Annotated in this window: 20 protein-coding genes; 10 read left to right on the forward strand and 10 right to left on the reverse strand. The window is 33.8% G+C overall.

Features of this window, described 5'->3' with window-relative positions; translation table 11 throughout:
* Nucleotides 1–93 precede the first annotated feature (93 nt).
* A complete protein-coding gene (rapZ, locus tag H3U97_RS03045; RefSeq protein ID WP_065652084.1) occupies nt 94–942 on the forward strand; it encodes an RNase adapter RapZ in 849 nt (282 codons plus the stop codon).
* Here the strand turns inward: rapZ and H3U97_RS03050 are convergent, their stop codons facing one another.
* Both H3U97_RS03050 and envC read right to left on the reverse strand, forming a co-directional pair.
* A complete protein-coding gene (locus H3U97_RS03050; protein ID WP_065578274.1) occupies nt 943–1,764 on the reverse strand; it encodes a divergent polysaccharide deacetylase family protein in 822 nt (273 codons plus the stop codon).
* On the reverse strand, nt 1,761–2,972 hold the full coding sequence (gene envC, locus H3U97_RS03055; RefSeq protein ID WP_198198042.1) for a murein hydrolase activator EnvC: 1,212 nt from the start codon (nt 2,970–2,972) through the stop codon (nt 1,761–1,763). Before envC ends, H3U97_RS03050 begins: the two co-directional genes overlap by 4 nt.
* Nucleotides 2,973–3,174: 202 nt before the next feature.
* Between envC and glyQ the strand changes: the two genes are divergently transcribed.
* The 4 genes from glyQ (at nt 3,175) to ybaK (ending at nt 7,634) form a co-directional block, all read left to right on the forward strand.
* Complete coding sequence (gene glyQ / locus H3U97_RS03060; protein WP_065578272.1) at nt 3,175–4,107, forward strand: glycine--tRNA ligase subunit alpha; 933 nt, start codon at nt 3,175–3,177, stop codon at nt 4,105–4,107.
* A 10-nt stretch (nt 4,108–4,117) separates the two neighbouring features.
* Nucleotides 4,118–6,190, forward strand: coding sequence for a glycine--tRNA ligase subunit beta (gene glyS, locus H3U97_RS03065; protein WP_370545672.1), 2,073 nt, complete (start codon nt 4,118–4,120; stop codon nt 6,188–6,190).
* 60 nt (nt 6,191–6,250) lie between these two features.
* A complete protein-coding gene (locus H3U97_RS03070; RefSeq protein WP_198198046.1) occupies nt 6,251–7,063 on the forward strand; it encodes a hypothetical protein in 813 nt (270 codons plus the stop codon).
* Between the two features lie 85 nt (nt 7,064–7,148).
* A complete protein-coding gene (gene ybaK, locus H3U97_RS03075; protein WP_065578269.1) occupies nt 7,149–7,634 on the forward strand; it encodes a Cys-tRNA(Pro) deacylase in 486 nt (161 codons plus the stop codon).
* Between the two features lie 154 nt (nt 7,635–7,788).
* On the opposite strand, the gene H3U97_RS03080 is transcribed toward ybaK, so the two are convergent.
* The 4 genes from H3U97_RS03080 to H3U97_RS03095 form a co-directional block, all read right to left on the reverse strand.
* The gene (locus tag H3U97_RS03080; RefSeq protein WP_065578268.1) at nt 7,789–8,061 is read right to left on the reverse strand and encodes an HU family DNA-binding protein; all 273 of its coding nucleotides are present in this window, start codon (nt 8,059–8,061) and stop codon (nt 7,789–7,791) included.
* A gap of 178 nt (nt 8,062–8,239) precedes the next feature.
* Complete coding sequence (locus tag H3U97_RS03085) at nt 8,240–8,833, reverse strand: YjaG family protein (protein ID WP_198198048.1); 594 nt, start codon at nt 8,831–8,833, stop codon at nt 8,240–8,242.
* Complete coding sequence (gene hemE / locus H3U97_RS03090) at nt 8,830–9,900, reverse strand: uroporphyrinogen decarboxylase (protein ID WP_198198050.1); 1,071 nt, start codon at nt 9,898–9,900, stop codon at nt 8,830–8,832. Before hemE ends, H3U97_RS03085 begins: the two co-directional genes overlap by 4 nt.
* Nucleotides 9,901–9,982: 82 nt before the next feature.
* Complete coding sequence (locus H3U97_RS03095) at nt 9,983–10,888, reverse strand: LysR family transcriptional regulator ArgP (protein WP_065578265.1); 906 nt, start codon at nt 10,886–10,888, stop codon at nt 9,983–9,985.
* Between the two features lie 211 nt (nt 10,889–11,099).
* Between H3U97_RS03095 and rpiA the strand changes: the two genes are divergently transcribed.
* The 5 genes from rpiA to mutH all read left to right on the forward strand — a co-directional run bounded on the left by rpiA (nt 11,100) and on the right by mutH (nt 15,552).
* Nucleotides 11,100–11,759: a ribose-5-phosphate isomerase RpiA gene (rpiA, locus tag H3U97_RS03100; RefSeq protein WP_065652091.1), complete on the forward strand. Its 660-nt coding sequence runs from the start codon at nt 11,100–11,102 to the stop codon at nt 11,757–11,759.
* Nucleotides 11,760–11,828: 69 nt separating this feature from the next.
* Nucleotides 11,829–13,070 carry a phosphoglycerate dehydrogenase gene (gene serA, locus H3U97_RS03105; protein ID WP_086365142.1) on the forward strand — a complete coding sequence of 414 codons (1,242 nt, stop codon included), beginning with the start codon at nt 11,829–11,831 and terminating at the stop codon, nt 13,068–13,070.
* A gap of 566 nt (nt 13,071–13,636) precedes the next feature.
* On the forward strand, nt 13,637–14,173 hold the full coding sequence (locus H3U97_RS03110) for a Dps family protein (protein ID WP_065578262.1): 537 nt from the start codon (nt 13,637–13,639) through the stop codon (nt 14,171–14,173).
* Between the two features lie 81 nt (nt 14,174–14,254).
* Nucleotides 14,255–14,803, forward strand: a complete 549-nt coding sequence (locus H3U97_RS03115; protein WP_065578261.1) for an NADPH-dependent FMN reductase — start codon at nt 14,255–14,257, stop codon at nt 14,801–14,803.
* 74 nt (nt 14,804–14,877) lie between these two features.
* Nucleotides 14,878–15,552, forward strand: coding sequence for a DNA mismatch repair endonuclease MutH (mutH, locus tag H3U97_RS03120; RefSeq protein ID WP_065578260.1), 675 nt, complete (start codon nt 14,878–14,880; stop codon nt 15,550–15,552).
* A gap of 224 nt (nt 15,553–15,776) precedes the next feature.
* Here the strand turns inward: mutH and argA are convergent, their stop codons facing one another.
* From argA to H3U97_RS03140, 4 genes are all read right to left on the reverse strand, one after another.
* The gene (argA, locus tag H3U97_RS03125) at nt 15,777–17,105 is read right to left on the reverse strand and encodes an amino-acid N-acetyltransferase (protein ID WP_065578259.1); all 1,329 of its coding nucleotides are present in this window, start codon (nt 17,103–17,105) and stop codon (nt 15,777–15,779) included.
* Between the two features lie 237 nt (nt 17,106–17,342).
* Entirely contained in the window at nt 17,343–18,545 is a 1,203-nt protein-coding gene (locus H3U97_RS03130; RefSeq protein WP_198198052.1) for an MFS transporter, read from the reverse strand.
* 247 nt (nt 18,546–18,792) lie between these two features.
* On the reverse strand, nt 18,793–19,308 hold the full coding sequence (gene aroL / locus H3U97_RS03135) for a shikimate kinase AroL (RefSeq protein ID WP_065613779.1): 516 nt from the start codon (nt 19,306–19,308) through the stop codon (nt 18,793–18,795).
* Between the two features lie 200 nt (nt 19,309–19,508).
* Nucleotides 19,509–19,862, reverse strand: coding sequence for a DUF1870 family protein (locus H3U97_RS03140; protein ID WP_065578256.1), 354 nt, complete (start codon nt 19,860–19,862; stop codon nt 19,509–19,511).
* Between the last annotated feature and the right edge of the window lie 70 nt (nt 19,863–19,932).

A 19,932-nucleotide genomic window follows, 5' to 3' on the forward strand; every position in this document is an offset into this window, starting at 1 on the left:
TCTGGCTTTTCAGCTCACTACTTATTTCCAATAATTGCACATTTTGAACTAAACAGTATATACTAGAACACCAATTATTTTGGAGTTGATATTGTGATATTATTGATAGTAAGTGGCCGTTCAGGTTCAGGAAAATCAATTGCATTACGTGCACTAGAAGATATGGGATTTTATTGTGTTGATAATATTCCTATTGCGTTATTGCCTCAACTTGCTGAATCATTAAAAGATAATAATACCCCTGTTGCGGTCAGTCTAGATATTCGAAATTTGCCTGATAATTTTGATTTTAATCATGATGTCCTCCAACGCTTACCCTCTTCGGTTACACCGGAAATAATCTTTTTTGATTGTAGTCGTAATACACTAATTCGACGTTATAGCGAAACCAGACGAATACATCCCCTTACTAATCAAAAATATTCATTAGAAGAAGCCATCGATCTTGAAGAGACTTACTTAGAGCCATTAAAATCACATGCGAGTTTGATGATAAATACCGACAACCTTTCGGTTCATGAGTTATCAACTATTCTTAGAACCAGAGTTTTAGGTAAGAAAGAACGAGAATTAACCATGATCTTTGAATCATTTGGATTTAAACATGGTTTACCCGTCGATGCTGATTTTGTGTTTGACGTTAGATTTTTACCGAATCCCCATTGGGATATCTCTTTACGACCATTAACCGGCTTAGATGAACCCGTTAAAAACTATTTATTAAAACATGATGAGGTAACGAATTTCATTTATCAAACCGCCAATTATCTACAACAATGGTTACCTATGTTAGAAAAAAATAACCGTAGCTATTTAACTATTGCCATTGGTTGTACCGGTGGACAACATCGTTCTGTTTTTATCGCTGAGCAATTAGCTGAGTTTTTTAAAGCACAAAATAAACAAGTTCAAATTCGTCATCGTACACTTGAAAAACAATAATTACTGTTGCTCAATAGGATTAACATTTGATAGATCTGTTAATCGTTTTTTATATTTTTCAAATATATCTTTAAATGTCGGTTTAAGTTTAGTTTTAGTTGGAAGTGATGTAATCAACTGACTAACTTTTACTAATTCAATATCATCAGGTAAATTAGCTAATTTTGTACGTAATACATTCACAGTTTGTGGATGAGGGTGCCCAATAGCAATGGCATGACCATTTTTGTGGGCAATTTTTATTGCCAAATCAAACTGCTGAGCGATAGCATATTCTTTTTGCTGATCATCTAAAAATACATCGCGTCCAATAACCGCTATATTGTATTCACTTGCTGCGTTTTTTACTTGGGTCTTACCTATCGTTTTACTATCTAAAAAAAACATGGAATAGTGACTTAACGCCTTCATCACGTTATGCATACCATTTAAATTTGCAGTCATTAAACTGCCCATATGATTATTCACACCAATAGCATACGGCACACGGGAGACGGCATCATCAACGATTCTTTTTACTTCTAACTCACTCATATAGGGAAATAGAGTATCTTTCTCTAAAGGTTGTTTTCCCAAAGGGGCCATGGGTAAGTGAATAATAACATCATTACCATGTTGATGGGCAATAGTCGCAATCCGTCTAGCATTAGGCGAATGAGGTAGAACGGCAATAGTGATGTTAGGAGAAAATGAGATAATCTGTTCTTCATTGTGCTGGCGATAACCAAAATCATCTATAACTAATGCTAATTTTGCTGCTAATACACTATTAGCTTTAAATAAGAAAAGTAATACTCCTATTTTTAACAGATTTTTTATCATTTTAACCAGCCACTTGGATCTAATGCTTTACCATCTCGACGAATTTCAAAATAAAGACCAGAGGTATTTTGACCGCCACTAGAGCCAACAATAGCAACTGGCTGTTGAGCTCGAACTTTTTCGCCTACTTCAACTAAAACGCGCTGATTATAACCATATAAACTCATATCGCCTTTACCATGTTCAAGTGCAACAACAAATCCATAACCTTGTAACCAGCTGGCTAAAATAACTCGTCCATCAGCAATAGCTTTAACTTGAGTGCCATCTCTGGCATCGATAACCATACCTTTCCAACGTAGTTCACCTTGTAATGTTTCACCAAATCGATGAATAGTATTACCATTTACTGGCCAATTAAATTGGTGTTGCGGTTTACCAATACCACTGACTCGAGCCATTAATGCCCGTTCGTTAGCATTAAGTGTGTAATTAGTATTCTTTTGTTGTTTTTCTTCTATATTTTTTGCTTGCCTTGCCTCTTCTTCGGCTATTTTTCGACTTTCTCGTTCCGCTTGGGCAATTCTAGCCTGTAATTTTGCTTCGTTATTCTTTAACTCGTCTAATTTCTGTTGATTTTTCTGCATTGAAGACTCAAGCAAATTGATAGTTTTTTTACGATTCTGGTGATTTTTTTCTAGCGCTAACTGTTCCTGTTTCTGTTTATTATTTAGCGTTTTTTGCGTGCTCTGTGTCTTTTTCAAAGCCGTTTTCTTTTCACTAAGTTGAACTTGTGTTTCACGAAGCATATTTATTTGCTGTTGTCTTGCTTCATTAATATAACGAAAATAGGTAATAAGACGTTCATTACGCTCACTTTGTTCGCTAGCAAAAATGAGTTTAAAGTTGGTGTTTTTTCCTAACTTGAAAGCACTTTCTAACTGTTTGGCTAACTCATTGCGTTGTTGTTGTTGTTTAATTTTTAAATCATCGATTTGTTTAATTAAAGAAATGATTTCACTGTCTAACTTTTTAAGTGTAAGACTATTTTTCTCAATTGATGTTAGTAATTTTGCTATTTCTGTCTCTTGATCTTTAAGATCATTAATTAATTGCGTTCGCTCTTTTTTTTGCTCTGCTAGACGTTTCTCTTGTTCTTCGATTGAACGACGTAACGATTGTAATTGTTGATTATCATCTGCATACACAAAGTGTGTATTTATTAATCCAATAAAAAATGTAATCAACAGTTTATGATAAATAGACATGGCCTTTTTATTTTTGATTTTTTACCAAGCAATATAGATGACTTCACTATACCGACAAATGGCTAAAGATGCAAAATGAAAACTATCATGTATAGCTTAATCAATATAAAGTAATTAGGCATTTCACAAGCTCTAATAAAAAGTATAAAATGTAGCACTATTTAATTTGTAGAAAAATTAATTCAACCATAAAGATAACATCATGCAAAAGTTTAATGTCAAAACCTTCCAAGGTTTAATACTTACGTTACAAGATTACTGGGCTAATCAAGGTTGTACAGTGATTCAGCCATTAGATATGGAAGTCGGTGCGGGTACTTCTCATCCAATGACCTGTCTACGAGCACTTGGTCCGGAACCAATTAATGCAGCTTATGTTCAACCATCTCGCCGCCCAACTGATGGTCGTTATGGTGAAAACCCAAATAGGTTACAGCATTATTATCAATTTCAAGTTATCTTAAAACCATCACCAGATAACATCCAAGAACTCTATCTAGGATCTTTAAAAGAACTTGGCCTTGATCCAACTATCAACGATATTCGTTTTGTAGAAGATAACTGGGAAAACCCAACATTAGGTGCATGGGGATTAGGTTGGGAAGTATGGCTAAATGGCATGGAAGTGACGCAATTTACCTATTTCCAACAAGTCGGTGGGCTTGAATGTAAACCAGTCACCGGTGAAATTACCTATGGATTAGAACGACTAGCAATGTATATCCAAGGTGTAGATAGTGTTTACGACTTAGTTTGGAGCGATGGAGCATTTGGTAAAACTACTTATGGTGATGTTTTTCATCAAAATGAAGTCGAACAATCAACCTATAATTTCGAATACGCTAATATTGATTTCTTATTTTATTGTTTTGAACAACATGAAAAAGAAGCAAAATTATTACTTGAATTAGAAAAACCACTACCATTACCAGCTTACGAACGTATTTTGAAAGCAGCTCACTGTTTTAATTTATTAGATGCTCGTAAAGCAATTTCGGTAACCGAACGCCAACGTTATATATTGCGAATCAGAACATTAACCAAAATGGTGGCTGAAGCATATTACGCATCTCGTGAAGCACTAGGATTTCCAATGTGCCAAAATTCAAGTTCTAAACCAAATGCAGCAAAGTAGGAGTTGATATATTATGCAAAAAACATTTTTAGTGGAAATCGGTACTGAAGAGTTACCACCAAAATCACTCCGTACTTTAGCTGAAAGCTTTGCAGCTAATTTTATTGAACAACTTGATAATGCTAATTTAGAACATGGTGAAGTACTTTGGTATGCATCACCACGCCGTTTAGCATTAAAAGTTTTGAATTTAAATGATACTCAACCAGATAGCCAAATCGTTAAAAGAGGCCCCGCAGTCAGTGCAGCATTTGATGCAAATGGTAATCCGACAAAAGCAGCAGAAGGTTGGGCTCGTGGTTGTGGGATTGATATATCACAAGCAGAACGAATTCAAACCGATAAAGGCGAATGGCTATCTTATACTCACAATCAAAAAGGTCAACCTGTTGTCAATTTACTTTGTGATATGGTTAAAAATGCCTTAAATAAATTACCGATCCCTAAACCAATGCGCTGGGCTGCTCGTCAAGTTGAATTTATTCGACCTAGCCATACAGTCACTATGTTATATGGTGATGAGCTAGTACCAGGTATCATTTTAGATATTCAATCAAACCGAATCATTCGTGGTCACCGCTTTATGGGTGAGCAACAATTTACTATTGATAATGCGGATCAATATCCAGAAATTCTTGAGCAACGTGGTAAAGTCGTCGCTGACTATGACAAGCGAAAATCAATCATTAAACAGCAAGCTGAAGAAGCAGCAGCTAAACTTAATGGTAAAGCAGACTTAACCGAAAGCTTACTTGAAGAAGTTTCATCATTAGTTGAATGGCCAGTGGTATTGACTGCTAAATTTGAAGAAAGATTTTTAGAGGTTCCAGCTGAATCATTGGTATATACCATGAAAGGCGATCAAAAATATTTCCCTGTTTATGACAAACAAGGAAAATTGTTACCAAATTTCATTTTTGTTGCCAATATTGAGTCCAAAGATCCGCAAGTTGTTATTTCAGGTAATGAAAAAGTCGTACGCCCACGTTTAGCTGATGCTGAATTCTTTTATAAAACAGACTTGAAACAAAGCTTAGAAGCTCGTCTTCCTCGCCTTGAAACTGTTTTATTCCAACAACAATTAGGTACAGTTAAAGATAAAGCACTCCGCATTGAAGCCTTATCAGGTTTTATTGCTGAAAAAACTGGCGCTAATGTTGAACAAGCCAAACGAGCAGGAAAATTAACTAAATGTGATTTAGTCACCAATACTGTATTTGAATTTCCTGAAACTCAAGGCATTATGGGACGATATTTAGCGATTAAAGATGGTGAAAGTATCGAAGTTGCCACCGCTATTGAAGAACAATACAAACCACGTTTTTCTGGTGATGAATTACCAAGTACAGCGGTTGCTAGTGCGGTCTCAATTGCAGAGAAAATGGATACATTAGCGGGTATTTTTGGTATTGGACAACATCCAAAAGGAGATAAAGATCCTTTTGCGCTTCGTCGAGCAGCTATTGGCGTATTACGCATTATTGTTGAAAAAGATTTACCTATTGATTTAGTTGAATTAGCTAATTTTGCCACATCATTATATGGTGATAAATTAACTAACCAAAATGTTGTTGAAGACATTGTCAACTTTATGCAAGGTCGATTCCGAGCTTGGTATCAAGAAAAAGGATTTGCTATCGATACGATTCAAGCAGTACTAGCTATCAATCCAACTAGACCGGCTGATTTTGATGCCCGTGTCAACGCTGTAACACATTTTAGAACGTTGCCAGAAGCTTCTTCATTAGCTGAAGCTAACAAACGAGTATCAAATATTTTATCGAAGACCGCAGATACTATTCCTGAAAATATTAACGCTTCATTGCTCGAAGCTGGTGCTGAAGGCGAATTAGCGATGCAAATAGCGGTATTAACAGATAAGTTAGCGCCTTATTTTGCTAAGGGACAATATCAAGAGGCTTTAGTTGAATTAGCATCCCTCAAAGCACCTATAGATACCTTTTTTGAGAAAGTTATGGTGATGGTTGATGATGAAAAAATTAAACTAAATCGCTTGGCTCTTTTAAAGAAACTACAAAATTTATTTTTGAAAGTTGCCGATATTTCATTATTACAATCATAATTATTAAATTGAATTTATACACCGTGGTAATACTTGTATTACCACATATAAGGAAACATGATGGATTCACAAAAAAACCTTTCATTTACAGCTATTTTTCAACAAACGATTAACTTTATCCGTAATCGATTTTCCCTAATAGCAATATCAAGTATTGTACTTGGTTTAATTAATACTTTAGTTATATATTCTGTAATTAATCCTAACCAACTAATGCTAGAATTAGAGTATTTTAATCAATTCGGTATGATTCCCGATTATTTTATGAAAACCGTCATAATTCTATATTTGGTGAATATAGCTTTGGTTTCAATAATATTAAGCATTATCTGTAATTTATCAATGAGTAACAAACTTAATCCAAGTTTAATATTGTCACGAATTCTACCAATATGTCTGAATATACTTGGTTTTTCTGTTTTATATATGTTAATTTGTATTCCTATCGTTATTTTATTCTTACTGGTCTTCAGCATAATAGGATTGCTTCTACCCAAAATGGTATCATTACTATTAATATTGGTGATAGGTTGTACCGCTTTAGTAATTTATAAGTCGATTTTTAATTATTTTCTCGTTTCAGCAGCACAACCTAACTCGGCGCCTTTTTTTCAAAGATTTAACGCCTGCCACATGTTTTTCTTCCAAAATTGGAAAGCGCCTGTTTTAATGATTTTAATCAGCGTTATTTTTACTGGAATACTGAATGGTATAAGTTCTTTAGGAAAAAATATTGTTTTTGATGTTATATCTACCTCACTAGGTGTGTTTGCTGATTTCTTTATATTTAGCTTCTTTTATCGTTTATACAGCATAAATAATAATATTGAATCGACAAAATCAGACGATAATAACAAACTAATAATTTCTTAATTATCATTAATCCCTATTAATAAAATTTAATAGGGATTATTAATTTCTAATTCTCACCAAAAATCTTTATGTTACGGTTATTATTATGACGCCAGCCATTAGATTACTAAAAAATCAGAAAATAAAATTTAATATTCATCAATATCAGCACGATGCCGATCAGACTCATTATGGTCAAGAAGCCGCAAATAAGCTTGGATTAGAACTTAATATTGCTACTAGTCAAATATTTAAAACTTTAATAGTGAGTATCAATGGTGATAATAAGACATTGGCTGTTTGTGTTATACCAGTTAATTGTTCTTTAGATCTAAAACAAGTTGCTAAAATACTAGATTGTAAAAAAATTGAGTTGGCAGATCCACATTTAGCACAAAAAACGACTGGCTATATAGTGGGTGGAATCAGCCCATTGGGTCAAAAAAAATTATTACCGACACTGATTGATATTAGTGCTAAACAGTACCAAACTATGTTGGTTTCTGGTGGCAAAAGAGGATTAGAAATTGAAATATCTCCAGCTGATTTAGCCAATCTATTGAATGCTAAATTTAGCAAATTGTCTAATTAACTATATTGATAAAAATTGATAATAATTAAGAAAAACAAACAGATTCTAAAAAGAAAAAAGAAGAGAATTTGAGATTAACAACAAGGCCATAACTTATCCATGTATGGCCTTAGATGCTACCCTATCAATAATGATAGGAAAAAAAGCAGTAATATTATTTGATTGCTTCTTTTAAGCTTTTACCCGAAACAAATGCAGGCACTTTGCTTGCTGCAATTTTGATTTCTTTACCAGTTTTTGGATTACGGCCAATACGAGCTTTACGAGCATTAACTTTAAATGTACCAAAACCAACTAGTTGAACCGGCTCACCAGCTTTTAGTGATTCAGTGATAGCAGCAAGAGTTGCTTCTAACGCTGTTTTAGCGGCAACTTTAGTAATATCAGCTTTACTAGCGATAGCATCTACAAGTTCTGTTTTATTCATGGAGATATCCTTACATATTTATTTTATTGTTAAAGTTAACATTTTTTTAGCAAAGTTAATCACTTAATTTTGCTTCTGTAAACATTATTCAGATTACATTGTTGTTAAATGTAGTCTATATTTGTGTAATGTTAAAGAAAAATTTAATAAAAATTAAAAAAATCACTCCGTAAGCGACTTAATTGCTCAAAAAAACACCAATATTGCTCGTTTTAGTCAATCTTATATCCTCCTTTAGGCCTTTAATTAGATCAACCATTTCATTGTTTTCATTACTTAATAATCGAAAAATATCCCATTGTAAGTCAAATTCTTCAACAACACTAGGTAATTGCGATTGTTCTTGCTCCGAAAGTTCAATATTATCTTTAGTCATTTCAAATTCAGCCACTGTAGTAGCCGATATACTACTCACTTTAGCCGAATGTTCGACTATTTCACCACTGATATAAGAATGTAAAATCTCGCTCAGCGCCTGACAAGCATCAATAGCAGGATAAACCATATACGGACTATCCTCGTTGAGGATTGGAATTATCAATTCTAGTTTTTCAAGTTGTAAATCAAAATTGATTTTAACATTTTCTACTAATAATGACTCCCAGATTAAATCAAGAATTTTTTTATAGCCAACAGCTGATTGTTCCTCTTGTTGTAAACGGCAATAATAAACATAGTTTGGATACATTCGTTCACATAAACAAATCATAAATAAACGCTGTTGCCACACAGCTAGCTTTGCTATTCTCAATTGAACTGGATTTTTAATCATAAATGGAACCTTTTGGACTGTTGATGTACTGCATTAACTAAATATTGTACATGCTCAATTGGGGTATCTTGATGAATACCATGCCCTAGATTAAAAATATGGCCATTATAGTAGCCAAAATCAGTCAGCACCGATTCAACTTGAGACTCTATGGTTTCTCTGTTAGCGTACAATATTGAAGGATCTAGATTACCTTGTACAGCAATATTACCCTTTTGAGCAATTAGATTCAAATCCACTGTCCAATCAACACCTATTGCATCACTTCCTGATTGACAAATTGTATCCAACCATAAACCGCCCCCTTTGGTAAATAGCGTAACAGGGACATAAGAAGTAATATTGTCACATTTCTTACCACGCTTTAATTGCGAAAGAATTAATTGCATATAATGTAAAGAAAATTCACGATAACTTTGATGGCTAAGTACCCCACCCCAAGTATCAAATATCATAATTGCTTGCGCACCGGCATCAATTTGTGCATTTAGATACAGTGCCACACTATTAGCCAATTTTTCCAATAATAGATGTAACGCTTTTGGTTCACAATAAAGCATTTTCTTTATTTTTGTAAAAGCTTTACTACTGCCACCTTCAATCATATAAGTGGCTAATGTCCATGGACTACCAGAAAAGCCAATTAAGGGGACTTTACCGGCTAACTCTTGCTTAGTTAAACGAATAGCATCCATCACATATTTAAGTGATAGTTCTGGATCAGGTATTGGCAATTGTTCTATATCTACCAAACTAGAAATTGTTTTTTCAAATTTTGGACCTTCACCAGCTTCAAAATATAATCCAAGTCCCATAGCATCAGGAATGGTTAAAATGTCAGAAAAAATAATTGCGGCATCAAGTTCAAAGCGTCGCAACGGTTGTAAAGTCACTTCACATGCGAGTTCTGGCGTTTGACACATTGTCATAAAATCACCTGCTTTTGCTCTAAGCTGTCGATATTCAGGCAAATAGCGACCAGCTTGACGCATCATCCAAACTGGCGTGTAATCTACCGGCAAACACTGTAATGCTCGTAAGTAACGATCGTTTTTCAATTGGTTCATCTTTTAGTTCTATAAATTTGCTAGTTGCTAATAAAATAGTTAAAGCGACATTTTAGTTAGCTAAAAATATTTTATGCGACAGTTATTTTCGTTCCGCAGGCTGAGATAAGATTCGCTGCGCATAACGAATTAACGTTTCGGAGATATTTTGCATTACACTACTTTCAGGAGCAAAGCGATGCCAATACAGCATCCGTCTTTGGAATAAACCTTCAGTTAAATTAACTAATTCCCCTGTTTTTAACTCTTGCTCAACTTGTAACATAGGAATCATACAACATGCAGAACCTTGTTTAGCTAACTGAACAAAAGCTTCTGACGAACTAGTGATATGGCAAATTACACTGCCTGGTGTCAAATTAAAATTTTCCTGTAAAAATGCTTGATGCATATCATCTAAGTGATCAAAAGCAACCGCTGGTGCTTTTAAAAGCGATGAACGGGTTACTCCATTCGGAAAATATTTTTTTGCAAATTCGGGCGAAGCAACAAAGATATAATCTAATGCGCCTAATAAATCTGATAAGCATCCTGGTAAAGGATTTGGTTGAATACTAATTGCAGCTACAACAGTACCTAAGCGTAAAAGCTCTAAGGTATGCTCTTCATCTTTAACTTGAATATCAAAACGTAAAATATTTTTATCGAGAACGGGTTTTAATGCAGGTAAAAACCATGTTGCTAAAGAATCGGCATTAATAGCAATTGATAATGACAATGGTGTGGTATTTTGTTCATTATCACCTAACCATTGCTGCTCTAATAATTCAACTTGATGCAATAATCCGAGAAGATGTTCACCTTGCTTGGTTGCTTTTGGAGGAATAGTTCGTACTAATAGTTGCTGACCAAAAAAGCTTTCTAATTGCTTAATACGTTGCGAAACCGCTGGTTGTGTGATACACAGTTTATCGGCCGCTCGTTCAAATCCTCGTTCTTTTATCACTGCATCTAATGCTTGTAATGCTCTATAATCTGGACGCTTCATAATCTCTTTACTAATGATTTGATCTTTGCTTGGTCATTCAAGCTATTTTTATTTTGCAAAAAATTTGAAATCGATCTAAAACTTTATAGATTTTCTTAAAATACTAATGATTTTTGCTCTCCAATTGGTTACTATGCCATATATTGAACAATTTTGCTTTTAAAATTTTAAATTTTTTTTGATCAAAATCATATTTACATACGGTGATATCATGACACAAGATGAACTAAAAAAGGCTGTAGGTTGGTCAGCGCTAAAATATGTTAAGCCTGATTCATTAGTTGGCGTAGGAACAGGGTCTACTGCGGCGCATTTTATTGATGCACTTGCGACAATAAAAGATCAGATAAAAGGAACTGTCTCTAGTTCAGAAGTATCAACTGAAAAATTAAAAAGCTATGGAATCCCCGTATTAGACTGCAATGAAGTTGATAGTTTAGATATATATGTCGATGGTGCCGATGAAATTAATCATCATATGCAAATGATTAAAGGAGGCGGAGCAGCATTAACCCGTGAAAAAATCGTATCAGCTTTAGCTAAGCAATTTGTTTGTATCGTTGATGAATCTAAAGTTGTCGATGTCCTTGGCAAATTTCCTCTTCCAGTAGAAGTGATTCCTATGGCTCGTTCTTATGTTGCTAGAGAATTGTTCAAACTTGGTGGAAAACCAATTTATCGCCAAGGTGTTATAACCGATAATGGTAATGTTATTTTAGACGTTCATGACCTTGTTATTGCCAAACCAATGGAATTGGAAAATCGTATTAACAGCATTGCTGGGGTAGTTACTGTTGGATTATTTGCAAATAAAGGGGCTGATATCGCTTTAGTCGGTACTCGTTCTGGTGTAAAAGAATTAATAAAATAAAAATTTACATTTTTGATGGATAATTTTGTATTTGCAATCAATTAAAATATTAAGCATAGAGAGGAATAAATGGTTGTTCAGGCATTAACGAAAGATGAAAATAAGTTTCTATTACTTGAAGGTATCCACCCTAGTGCAGTTGAAACACTTAAATCAGCGGGCTTTAACAACATTGAGTATCATAAAGGCGCACTATCGAAATCTGAGCTGGAAACAGCTTTAAAAGATGCCAGATTTATTGGTATTCGTTCCAGAACCCATTTAACTAAGGACATCATCGATGCCGCACCAAAATTAGCCGGTATTGGTTGCTTTTGTATTGGCACTAATCAAGTTGAACTTGACGCAGCGACGGTTAAAGGAATTCCAGTTTTTAATGCGCCATTTTCAAATACTCGCTCTGTGGCAGAACTAGTATTAGCTGAAGCAATATTATTACTTCGCCGAGTACCTGAAGCTAATGCTAAAGCTCATCAGGGTAAATGGAATAAACTTGCCACAGGTTCGCACGAAGCCCGAGGAAAAAATTTAGGTATCATTGGTTATGGTCATATAGGTAGCCAGTTGAGTGTATTAGCTGAATCATTAGGAATGAATGTCTATTTTTATGATATTGAAACTAAATTGCCATTAGGAAATGCTAAACAAATTCCAACAATGCGGGAATTACTTGCTATGAGTGATATTGTCAGTATGCATGTTCCAGAAAATCCAACCACAATTAAAATGATTAGCCAACCTGAAATCGATATGATGAAAACAGGTGCAATATTGCTCAACGCATCACGTGGTACCGTGATTGATATCAAGGCGCTAACACAAGCATTAGAAACCAATAAACTAAATGGTGCAGCAATTGATGTTTTCCCAACAGAACCCGCTACCAATAATGATCCTTTTGAATCACCTTTATGTAAATTTGATAATGTTATTATTACCCCTCATATTGGCGGTTCAACCAGTGAAGCTCAAGAAAATATTGGTATTGAGGTTGCAACCAAATTAGCGAAATATTCTGATACTGGTGCAACCCTTTCAGCGGTTAACTTCCCTGAAGCTTCATTACCGATTCCAGCAAAAGGTTCAAGCCGTTTTATCAATATTCACCATAATCAACCAGGGGTATTAACGGCTATCAATACATTATTTGCTGAACAAGGTCTAAATATTTCTGCCCAATATCTACAAACTGATGCTAAAATAGGTTATGTTGTTATTGATATTGATAGAGTTGAACAAAATAAAGCCGAAGAATTATTAATTAAGCTGAAAAGTGTAGCAGGTACTATTCGAGCAAGATTATTATTTTAATTTTTATCGTTAAAAATGATTTTGGTCGTTATTATTTAAGAGATTACATAACACTAATAACGACCATCCAAATAATCATATACTCGAAAATTCCGTAGTGCTATTCAGTAAAAAGACTGGTAACGATTAGAGCAATTTTAATATAATAATAAAGTTATAGGTTGCGTTACCAAATTTAACCAATAATTTCAGGCTAAAAAACCCCTTTCCTCAAATTTTTTGATTTATATTTTATAAATATTTAACTTATCTCGTGGTTTTAGATTTTTAAAAATAGTAGATAGAGCATCAGTCAAGATTGTCATTCAGAGTTAAAGTAAGTCATCTAATTGATAAAAACATTGATGCTATAAATGATTTAAAATGACTTTAATTTGATCATAGTTTGAAAAGTTAATCATTATTTTGAAATTTTTTTAAATATTTGGTAAATATTTTTTTAGCTAATTTATTCATAGATTATTGATATAACAGCAATAGTTAACAATGACTGTTTTTTACTGATAAGTTGGCGTAATTTGGTATTACAAAGTTATTTTACTTTTCAATTAATAGGAGAATCTAATATGGCTAAAAGTACGACTTCGGCAAAAAAGCTACAACAAGCAGCTATTTTGTTTCCAACTGATTTAGGTCAAAAGGCATCAAAAGATATTTCCGGTGCCATGAACTCTGTATTAGCAGATGTATTTGCGTTATATTTAAAAACCAAAAACTTTCATTGGCATGTAAGTGGTCCTCATTTTCGTGATTATCATTTAATGTTAGATGATCATGGAGAAGAGTTATTTGCAATGACAGATCCAATTGCTGAACGTGTCCGAAAATTAGGCGGTACAACTCTACGTTCAATTGGTCATATTTCAAAATTACAGAGTATCTCTGATAACGATGCTGATTTTGTTGAACCATCAGATATGATAGCTGAACTCTGCCAAGATAATATTAAACTTACTACTCGTATGCGTGTAGCCCATGATATTTGTGATAAATATAATGACTCGGCAACAGCAAGTTTAATTGAAGAATGGATAGATCAAACTGAAAAACGCGCATGGTTCTTATTTGAAACAGGCCGTAAATTGGACTCTTCTGGTCACTAAAATCTAGTGGCTATGAGTGATCATCCCGAATAAGAGACACATATTGTGTCTCTTTATCGTTTGAGTAAGGGAGAATTACAAATGAGTAAAAAAATTGCTGTACTTGTGGGTAGCTTACGTAAAGATTCCTACAATTTAAAAGTCGCAAAAGTATTACAACAGATCGCTCCACAATCACTTTCTTTAAATATTATTGAAATTGGCGATTTACCGTTTTATAACGAAGATATTGATGTAGATACGCCACCAAAATCTTATGAACGTTTTCGTCAACAAATTGCCAATTGTGATGGTGTTATATTTGTAACACCAGAATATAACCGAGGCTTGCCGGCAGTGATTAAAAACGCTTTAGATGTTGGTTCTCGCCCTTATGGTAAAAGTGTTTGGTCACAAAAACCAGCTGCGGTAGTTTCGGTATCACAAGGTGCTATTGGTGGTTTCGGTGCCAATCACCAGTTGCGACAATCACTGGTCTTTCTTGATATGCCAACTTTACAACAACCAGAAGCTTATATTGGTAATATTAACAGTGCTTTTGATGAAAATGGTAATATTAGTGAAAAAACTAAAGCATTTCTTTCATTGATCATTAATAGTTATGCTAATTGGGTTGAGAAACTAAGTTAATAATGATTTATTTTAATATCCACAGCCAATATAATGAGTTGTGGATATGATTAAAGTTATTTAAAACAGATTAAATGAAAAATTTCCAACCTTGCAATGAACAAGAATTATTAAACCGAGCCAGACTCGCTGCAGGTTATAGTTTCGGTGAGATAGCTAACTATTTAAATATTGCTATTCCAGCTAATCTTAATAAGCAAAAAGGTTGGGTAGGTAATTTAATTGAAACTTTTTTAGGCGCTAATGCGGGTAGTAAAGCCGAACGTGATTTTGCTAATTTAGGTATCGAATTAAAAACCATTCCAGTTAATAAACAAGGTAAACCACTTGAAACCACTTTTGTCAGTGTCCTCCCTTTAATGGCTAATCATGGTGTAATTTGGGAAACAAGCCATGTGAAATATAAACTAAGTAAAGTTCTGTGGATCCCTATTGAAGGAGAACGAAGTATACCCCTAGCCCAGAGAAAAGTTGGCCACCCCATATTATGGACACCAACTGAACAACAAGAGCAACAACTTAAACAAGATTGGCAAGAGTTGATGGATATGATTGTACTTGGTCAGGTTGAAAAGATTACTGCCCGTTATGGTACTTATTTACAGATCCGTCCTAAAGCTGCTAATGGAAAAGCTTTAACTGAAGCTATTGGTGAAAATGGCCAAATTATATTAACACGTCCACGAGGGTTTTATTTAAAAAAATCATTTACATTACAAATTCTGCAAAATGCTAATTGTTATATTTAAAGTGAGCCAACAATAGTATTCATCCCCCTTTAATCTTACTTATCTTTTCTATTTTCAAAATACTATTTCTTCCATAAACAATTTTTCATCTTCTGCATATAAACATATTGATAGCTTATTGATATAGCGATCGTTTACCTCAAATTAATAATTAGGCCATCTTATATTTAGTTAAAATAAAAAAGTCCAACTTGAATAAATTGGACTTTTTAAACTCGATATAGTTAAACTAAATCAAACATTAAAATTTTCGAATTTCTTTGATAATTATAAAGTTGTTTCTTTTTAATAGGCAGGTCATCGACTTCAGCTGGATTAAAGCCTTTTTCACGAAACCAGTGAATACTACGAGTAGTCAGCACAAAGATCTTTTCTAACCCCAAATTGTGAGCCGTTTCTGCAATTTTTTCTAATAATAGATCACCGCGTGATGAGTTTCGATATTGAGGATGAATCGCTACACAAGCCATTTCGCCCATTTTTTCTTCTGGATATGGATAAAGAGCTGCACAGCCAATCGTCATATTATCACGCTCAATAATGGTAAATTTGTCAATTTCAATTTCTAACTGTTCTCTTGAGCGTTTAACCAAAATACCTTGTTCTTCAAGTGGACGGATCAATTCTAAAATACCACCTATATCATTTATCGTTGCGGTACGGACTTGTTCTGAATGTTCCATTGACACTTGAGTTCCAATACCATCACGAGAAAATAGTTCCTGCAGAATAGAACCATCTACTAGATAACTGACTAAATGGCTACGACGCACACCATTGCGACATGCTTTTGATGCAGCACGTAAAAAACGCGCTTCACTAGATAAATGCTTACCACTTTGCTCTTTGTTATTAACGTAATTATCGGCATCAATCGGAAACAGATCGGTAATAACATGATTGTTTTCATCAAGTACACCTTGTTCAGCACAAAAACTTATTAATTTATCAGCTTTAAGGCGAATAGCAACTTCAGCGGCAACATCTTCAGACGATAAGTTAAAACTTTCACCAGTAACTGATACCCCTACAGGCCCTAATAATACAATTGATCCCCGGTTCAATTGTTCATCAATTGCCTCATTATTAATTCGCCGAATTTTCCCGGTGTGACAATAATCCACTCCGTCATCAACACCTAATGGCTGTGCAATAACAAAATTACCGCTAACAACATTGATATGTGCACCTTGTAAAGGCGTATTATTTAAGCTCATTGATAAACTTGCTGTTATATTGAGCTGTAATAATCCGGTTACCTGTTTAACAATGTCTAAAGTTGCTGCGTCAGTAATTCGAGTATTTTTATGATATCTAGGTTGGATATTATGACTTTTGAGTGATTCATCTATTTGGTTACGAGCACCATTCACAATAACCAATTTAATGCCTAAACTATGCAATAAACCAATGTCACTAATAATACTTGCATAATTATGACTCTTTAGCACTGCACCTGTTAATAAAATAACGAAAGTTTTTCCTTGATGAGCATTAATATAAGGTACCGAATGCCTTAAACCATCAACCAATTCAGTTGTTCTTTCTTTCATCTTATCACCGCCAAAATGAATATTTATTCATATTTTTTGTATTTTTATTTATTTTTTAGTTAATAGCAAGTCTTTTTTGATAAGTTCAACAAGCTAAAGTTCTATACTGACGAAGGGAAAAACTTTTGTTAAATTCGCTAGGAAATGACAAAACCTTAATTTATTAATAATGCTTATAGACAAGAGCCGTCATTAAGACGGCTCAGTAATTATTTTAGTTATTCGAGTGATTCACATTTAAATCTTCTTCATATCAATAACTTTAACAAATCTGCAGTAAACAATCAGTCCTAGTAGGGTACTCATTACGGCCATTATCAAATCAGCTAAGATAGCATAACTAACATTAATTTCGGCCAATTCAGGGATAACTCTCGGGATAATAAAGAAAGACAGGCCACTTAAAGTATACATACAACCCACAGCAAGCCCTTTACGTGTTGGAAACATTTGTTGCATCACAACTAAGGTTAATTGTAAAACACCTCCAGCAGCAAAAAATCCCATCCCGATTGCGGTGATTAAACACATTAATGGCGATAGATCAAAATAAAATAATAGTAAAACCAATGATGACATTGCAGGTAAGATAAAAATACAATAAATTGGTTTCAAGAATTTTTTCACTATAAAAGCAGTGATAAAGACAGAAACGATTGAAGCAAAACTATAAAAGCTAATAAGCTGTTTAGCTTCAATTAATGGCATATTAACCGCTTTAATTGCAATCGCAGGTAGCCATTGCCAAATAATCACAAAGGTTGCGGTGGTTGTGAATCCCATAATTATCAATAAAATGCCTTCAAAAGCAAAATTTGGTTTACGAATAAAGTAATCATCAAAACCTTGATTACCTTTAATTCTGGTATCTTTAGGTGGAAATTTTTTTGGTAGCAAATTGATTGCATTAATAATTAGATAGGCAGTAAAACCCAAAAATGCCCATCCATACCAAATATCGTATTTATAAAATAATCCAACAATTAGTGGCAGAATAAAACTTCCCATTGAGATAAAAGCTTTAATCAAAACACTAGCCGAACCAGATGAGCGAGGAAAACATTCAGTTAATGCAGGCATAGACCCTGTATCTAAGAAAGAGTTACCTATACCGATGGCAATAGCTAAACAAAACGCAATATCTATATTATGACAAAATGGCATACTGACGAAAAAGACAATATAACAAGCCATACCTAAATAGATAAATAATTTTCGTCCAAATTTATCAGATAGCATTCCGCCGACAAACATTAATAAAATTTTTCCAATACCGATTCCTGATGCAACATAACCAAGACCGACATCTACATCGGTATTAAGCTGTTTTGAAATGCCTTCTGCGAACTGCATAATAACAATTAAAGCAATACTTTGTATTATGTAATTAGCATATATAGAGCCAGCAATCCCATAAGAATTGACTCTTTGATTATCCATGTGTAAAACTCCAATATTAACTTAACTAGTTTAAGCGACTAAAAAACGCAATCGCAATTAATATACAAGTGTTGACTACTATCTGAAAGGAATATGTATCAATTATTTACTGTTAATAGACTATTTATTTACTGTAATTCAAGAATATTCACAATTAATAAATTTATGATGTATAGATTGTTTAAATTACAAATTGATGTACTAACATTATCCCGAAACAAATAATTTTTATTTAAAAAATGGTAATTTAATTAGTTTGCAGTTTTTCCAATATTTCAGTAAGAATTAAATTCTCATCTTGGTCAACATTAACAACATGATGAGCGGCATCATGGTATAAAGGTAAACGTTCAGCAAGCACTTTTTCCATCTCATCGGATATCGACATACCCGTTAATGATGGTCGCTGGGCAACATTTGGATCTTTCATCAAACGTGCCGCTAATGTCGCTGCAGGAGCTGAGAGAAAAATAACTGTGCCATGCTGTTTCATAAACTGACGATTTTGCTCAGCTAGTACCATGCCACCACCAGTTGCAATAACTCTATTGGGTTTAGCTGTCTCAATAAGCACTTGGCTTTCTCTAGCTCGAAACCCTTCCCATCCCTCTTTTTCGACAATTTCTGCTACAGTTTTTTGCGTTGTTTCGAGTAGATGACAATCTGTATCAATAAAAGAAAAGGATAACTTATTGGCTAACATTTTACCCATTGTTGTTTTGCCAGCGGCTCTTGCGCCAACTAAAAAAATTGTTTTCTTCATTGTGGGTCCTTTTAAATATACAGATCTGGAAATAAGTTATCTATGCTAGAGATTCATTTAACTTTTTGCAATATTTTTTTACAGTCTAATTCAAAATCAACATAACAATATGATTTAAATAAACATAAATAAAAAAATAACTGTAAATAATTTATTACACATTCGATTTTAATCATAGACTATTGTGTCAAACATAGTCATTAACACAATTTTTCTAATCCTCTAAAATAAAGTTCAGTAGCAATTGATTGATGTAATCGCCATTGCAGCACATCTAAGTCTGGGTTAACTTTTTTGAATTCTGGATAAGTCATAAAATAACGAATGGTATTACTACCTACACGGTCATTAATGCTATTTATAATCAATTTTATTTTCTCGTTGCGAAAAGCTTTTAATTCTTTCATAGCTATTGCCACATTTTCAGGAATAGGTAATGAACCGTTTTCCCACTTACGCCATGTTTCGACATCAGTTTTACCAATATATTCACTTGCTTCTGACACTTTTAACATTAAAAAACGGCGATACGCTTGTAATTCTAAATTAGTCATAACTACTCCTTTTTAATCAATTTTAAATTTACTAAACATAATTACTTTATTGATTTAATAAATATTTAAA

The sequence above is a fragment of the Gilliamella sp. W8128 genome (genome assembly GCF_016100545.1).
GTDB classification, from domain to species: Bacteria; Pseudomonadota; Gammaproteobacteria; order Enterobacterales; family Orbaceae; genus Gilliamella; species Gilliamella apis.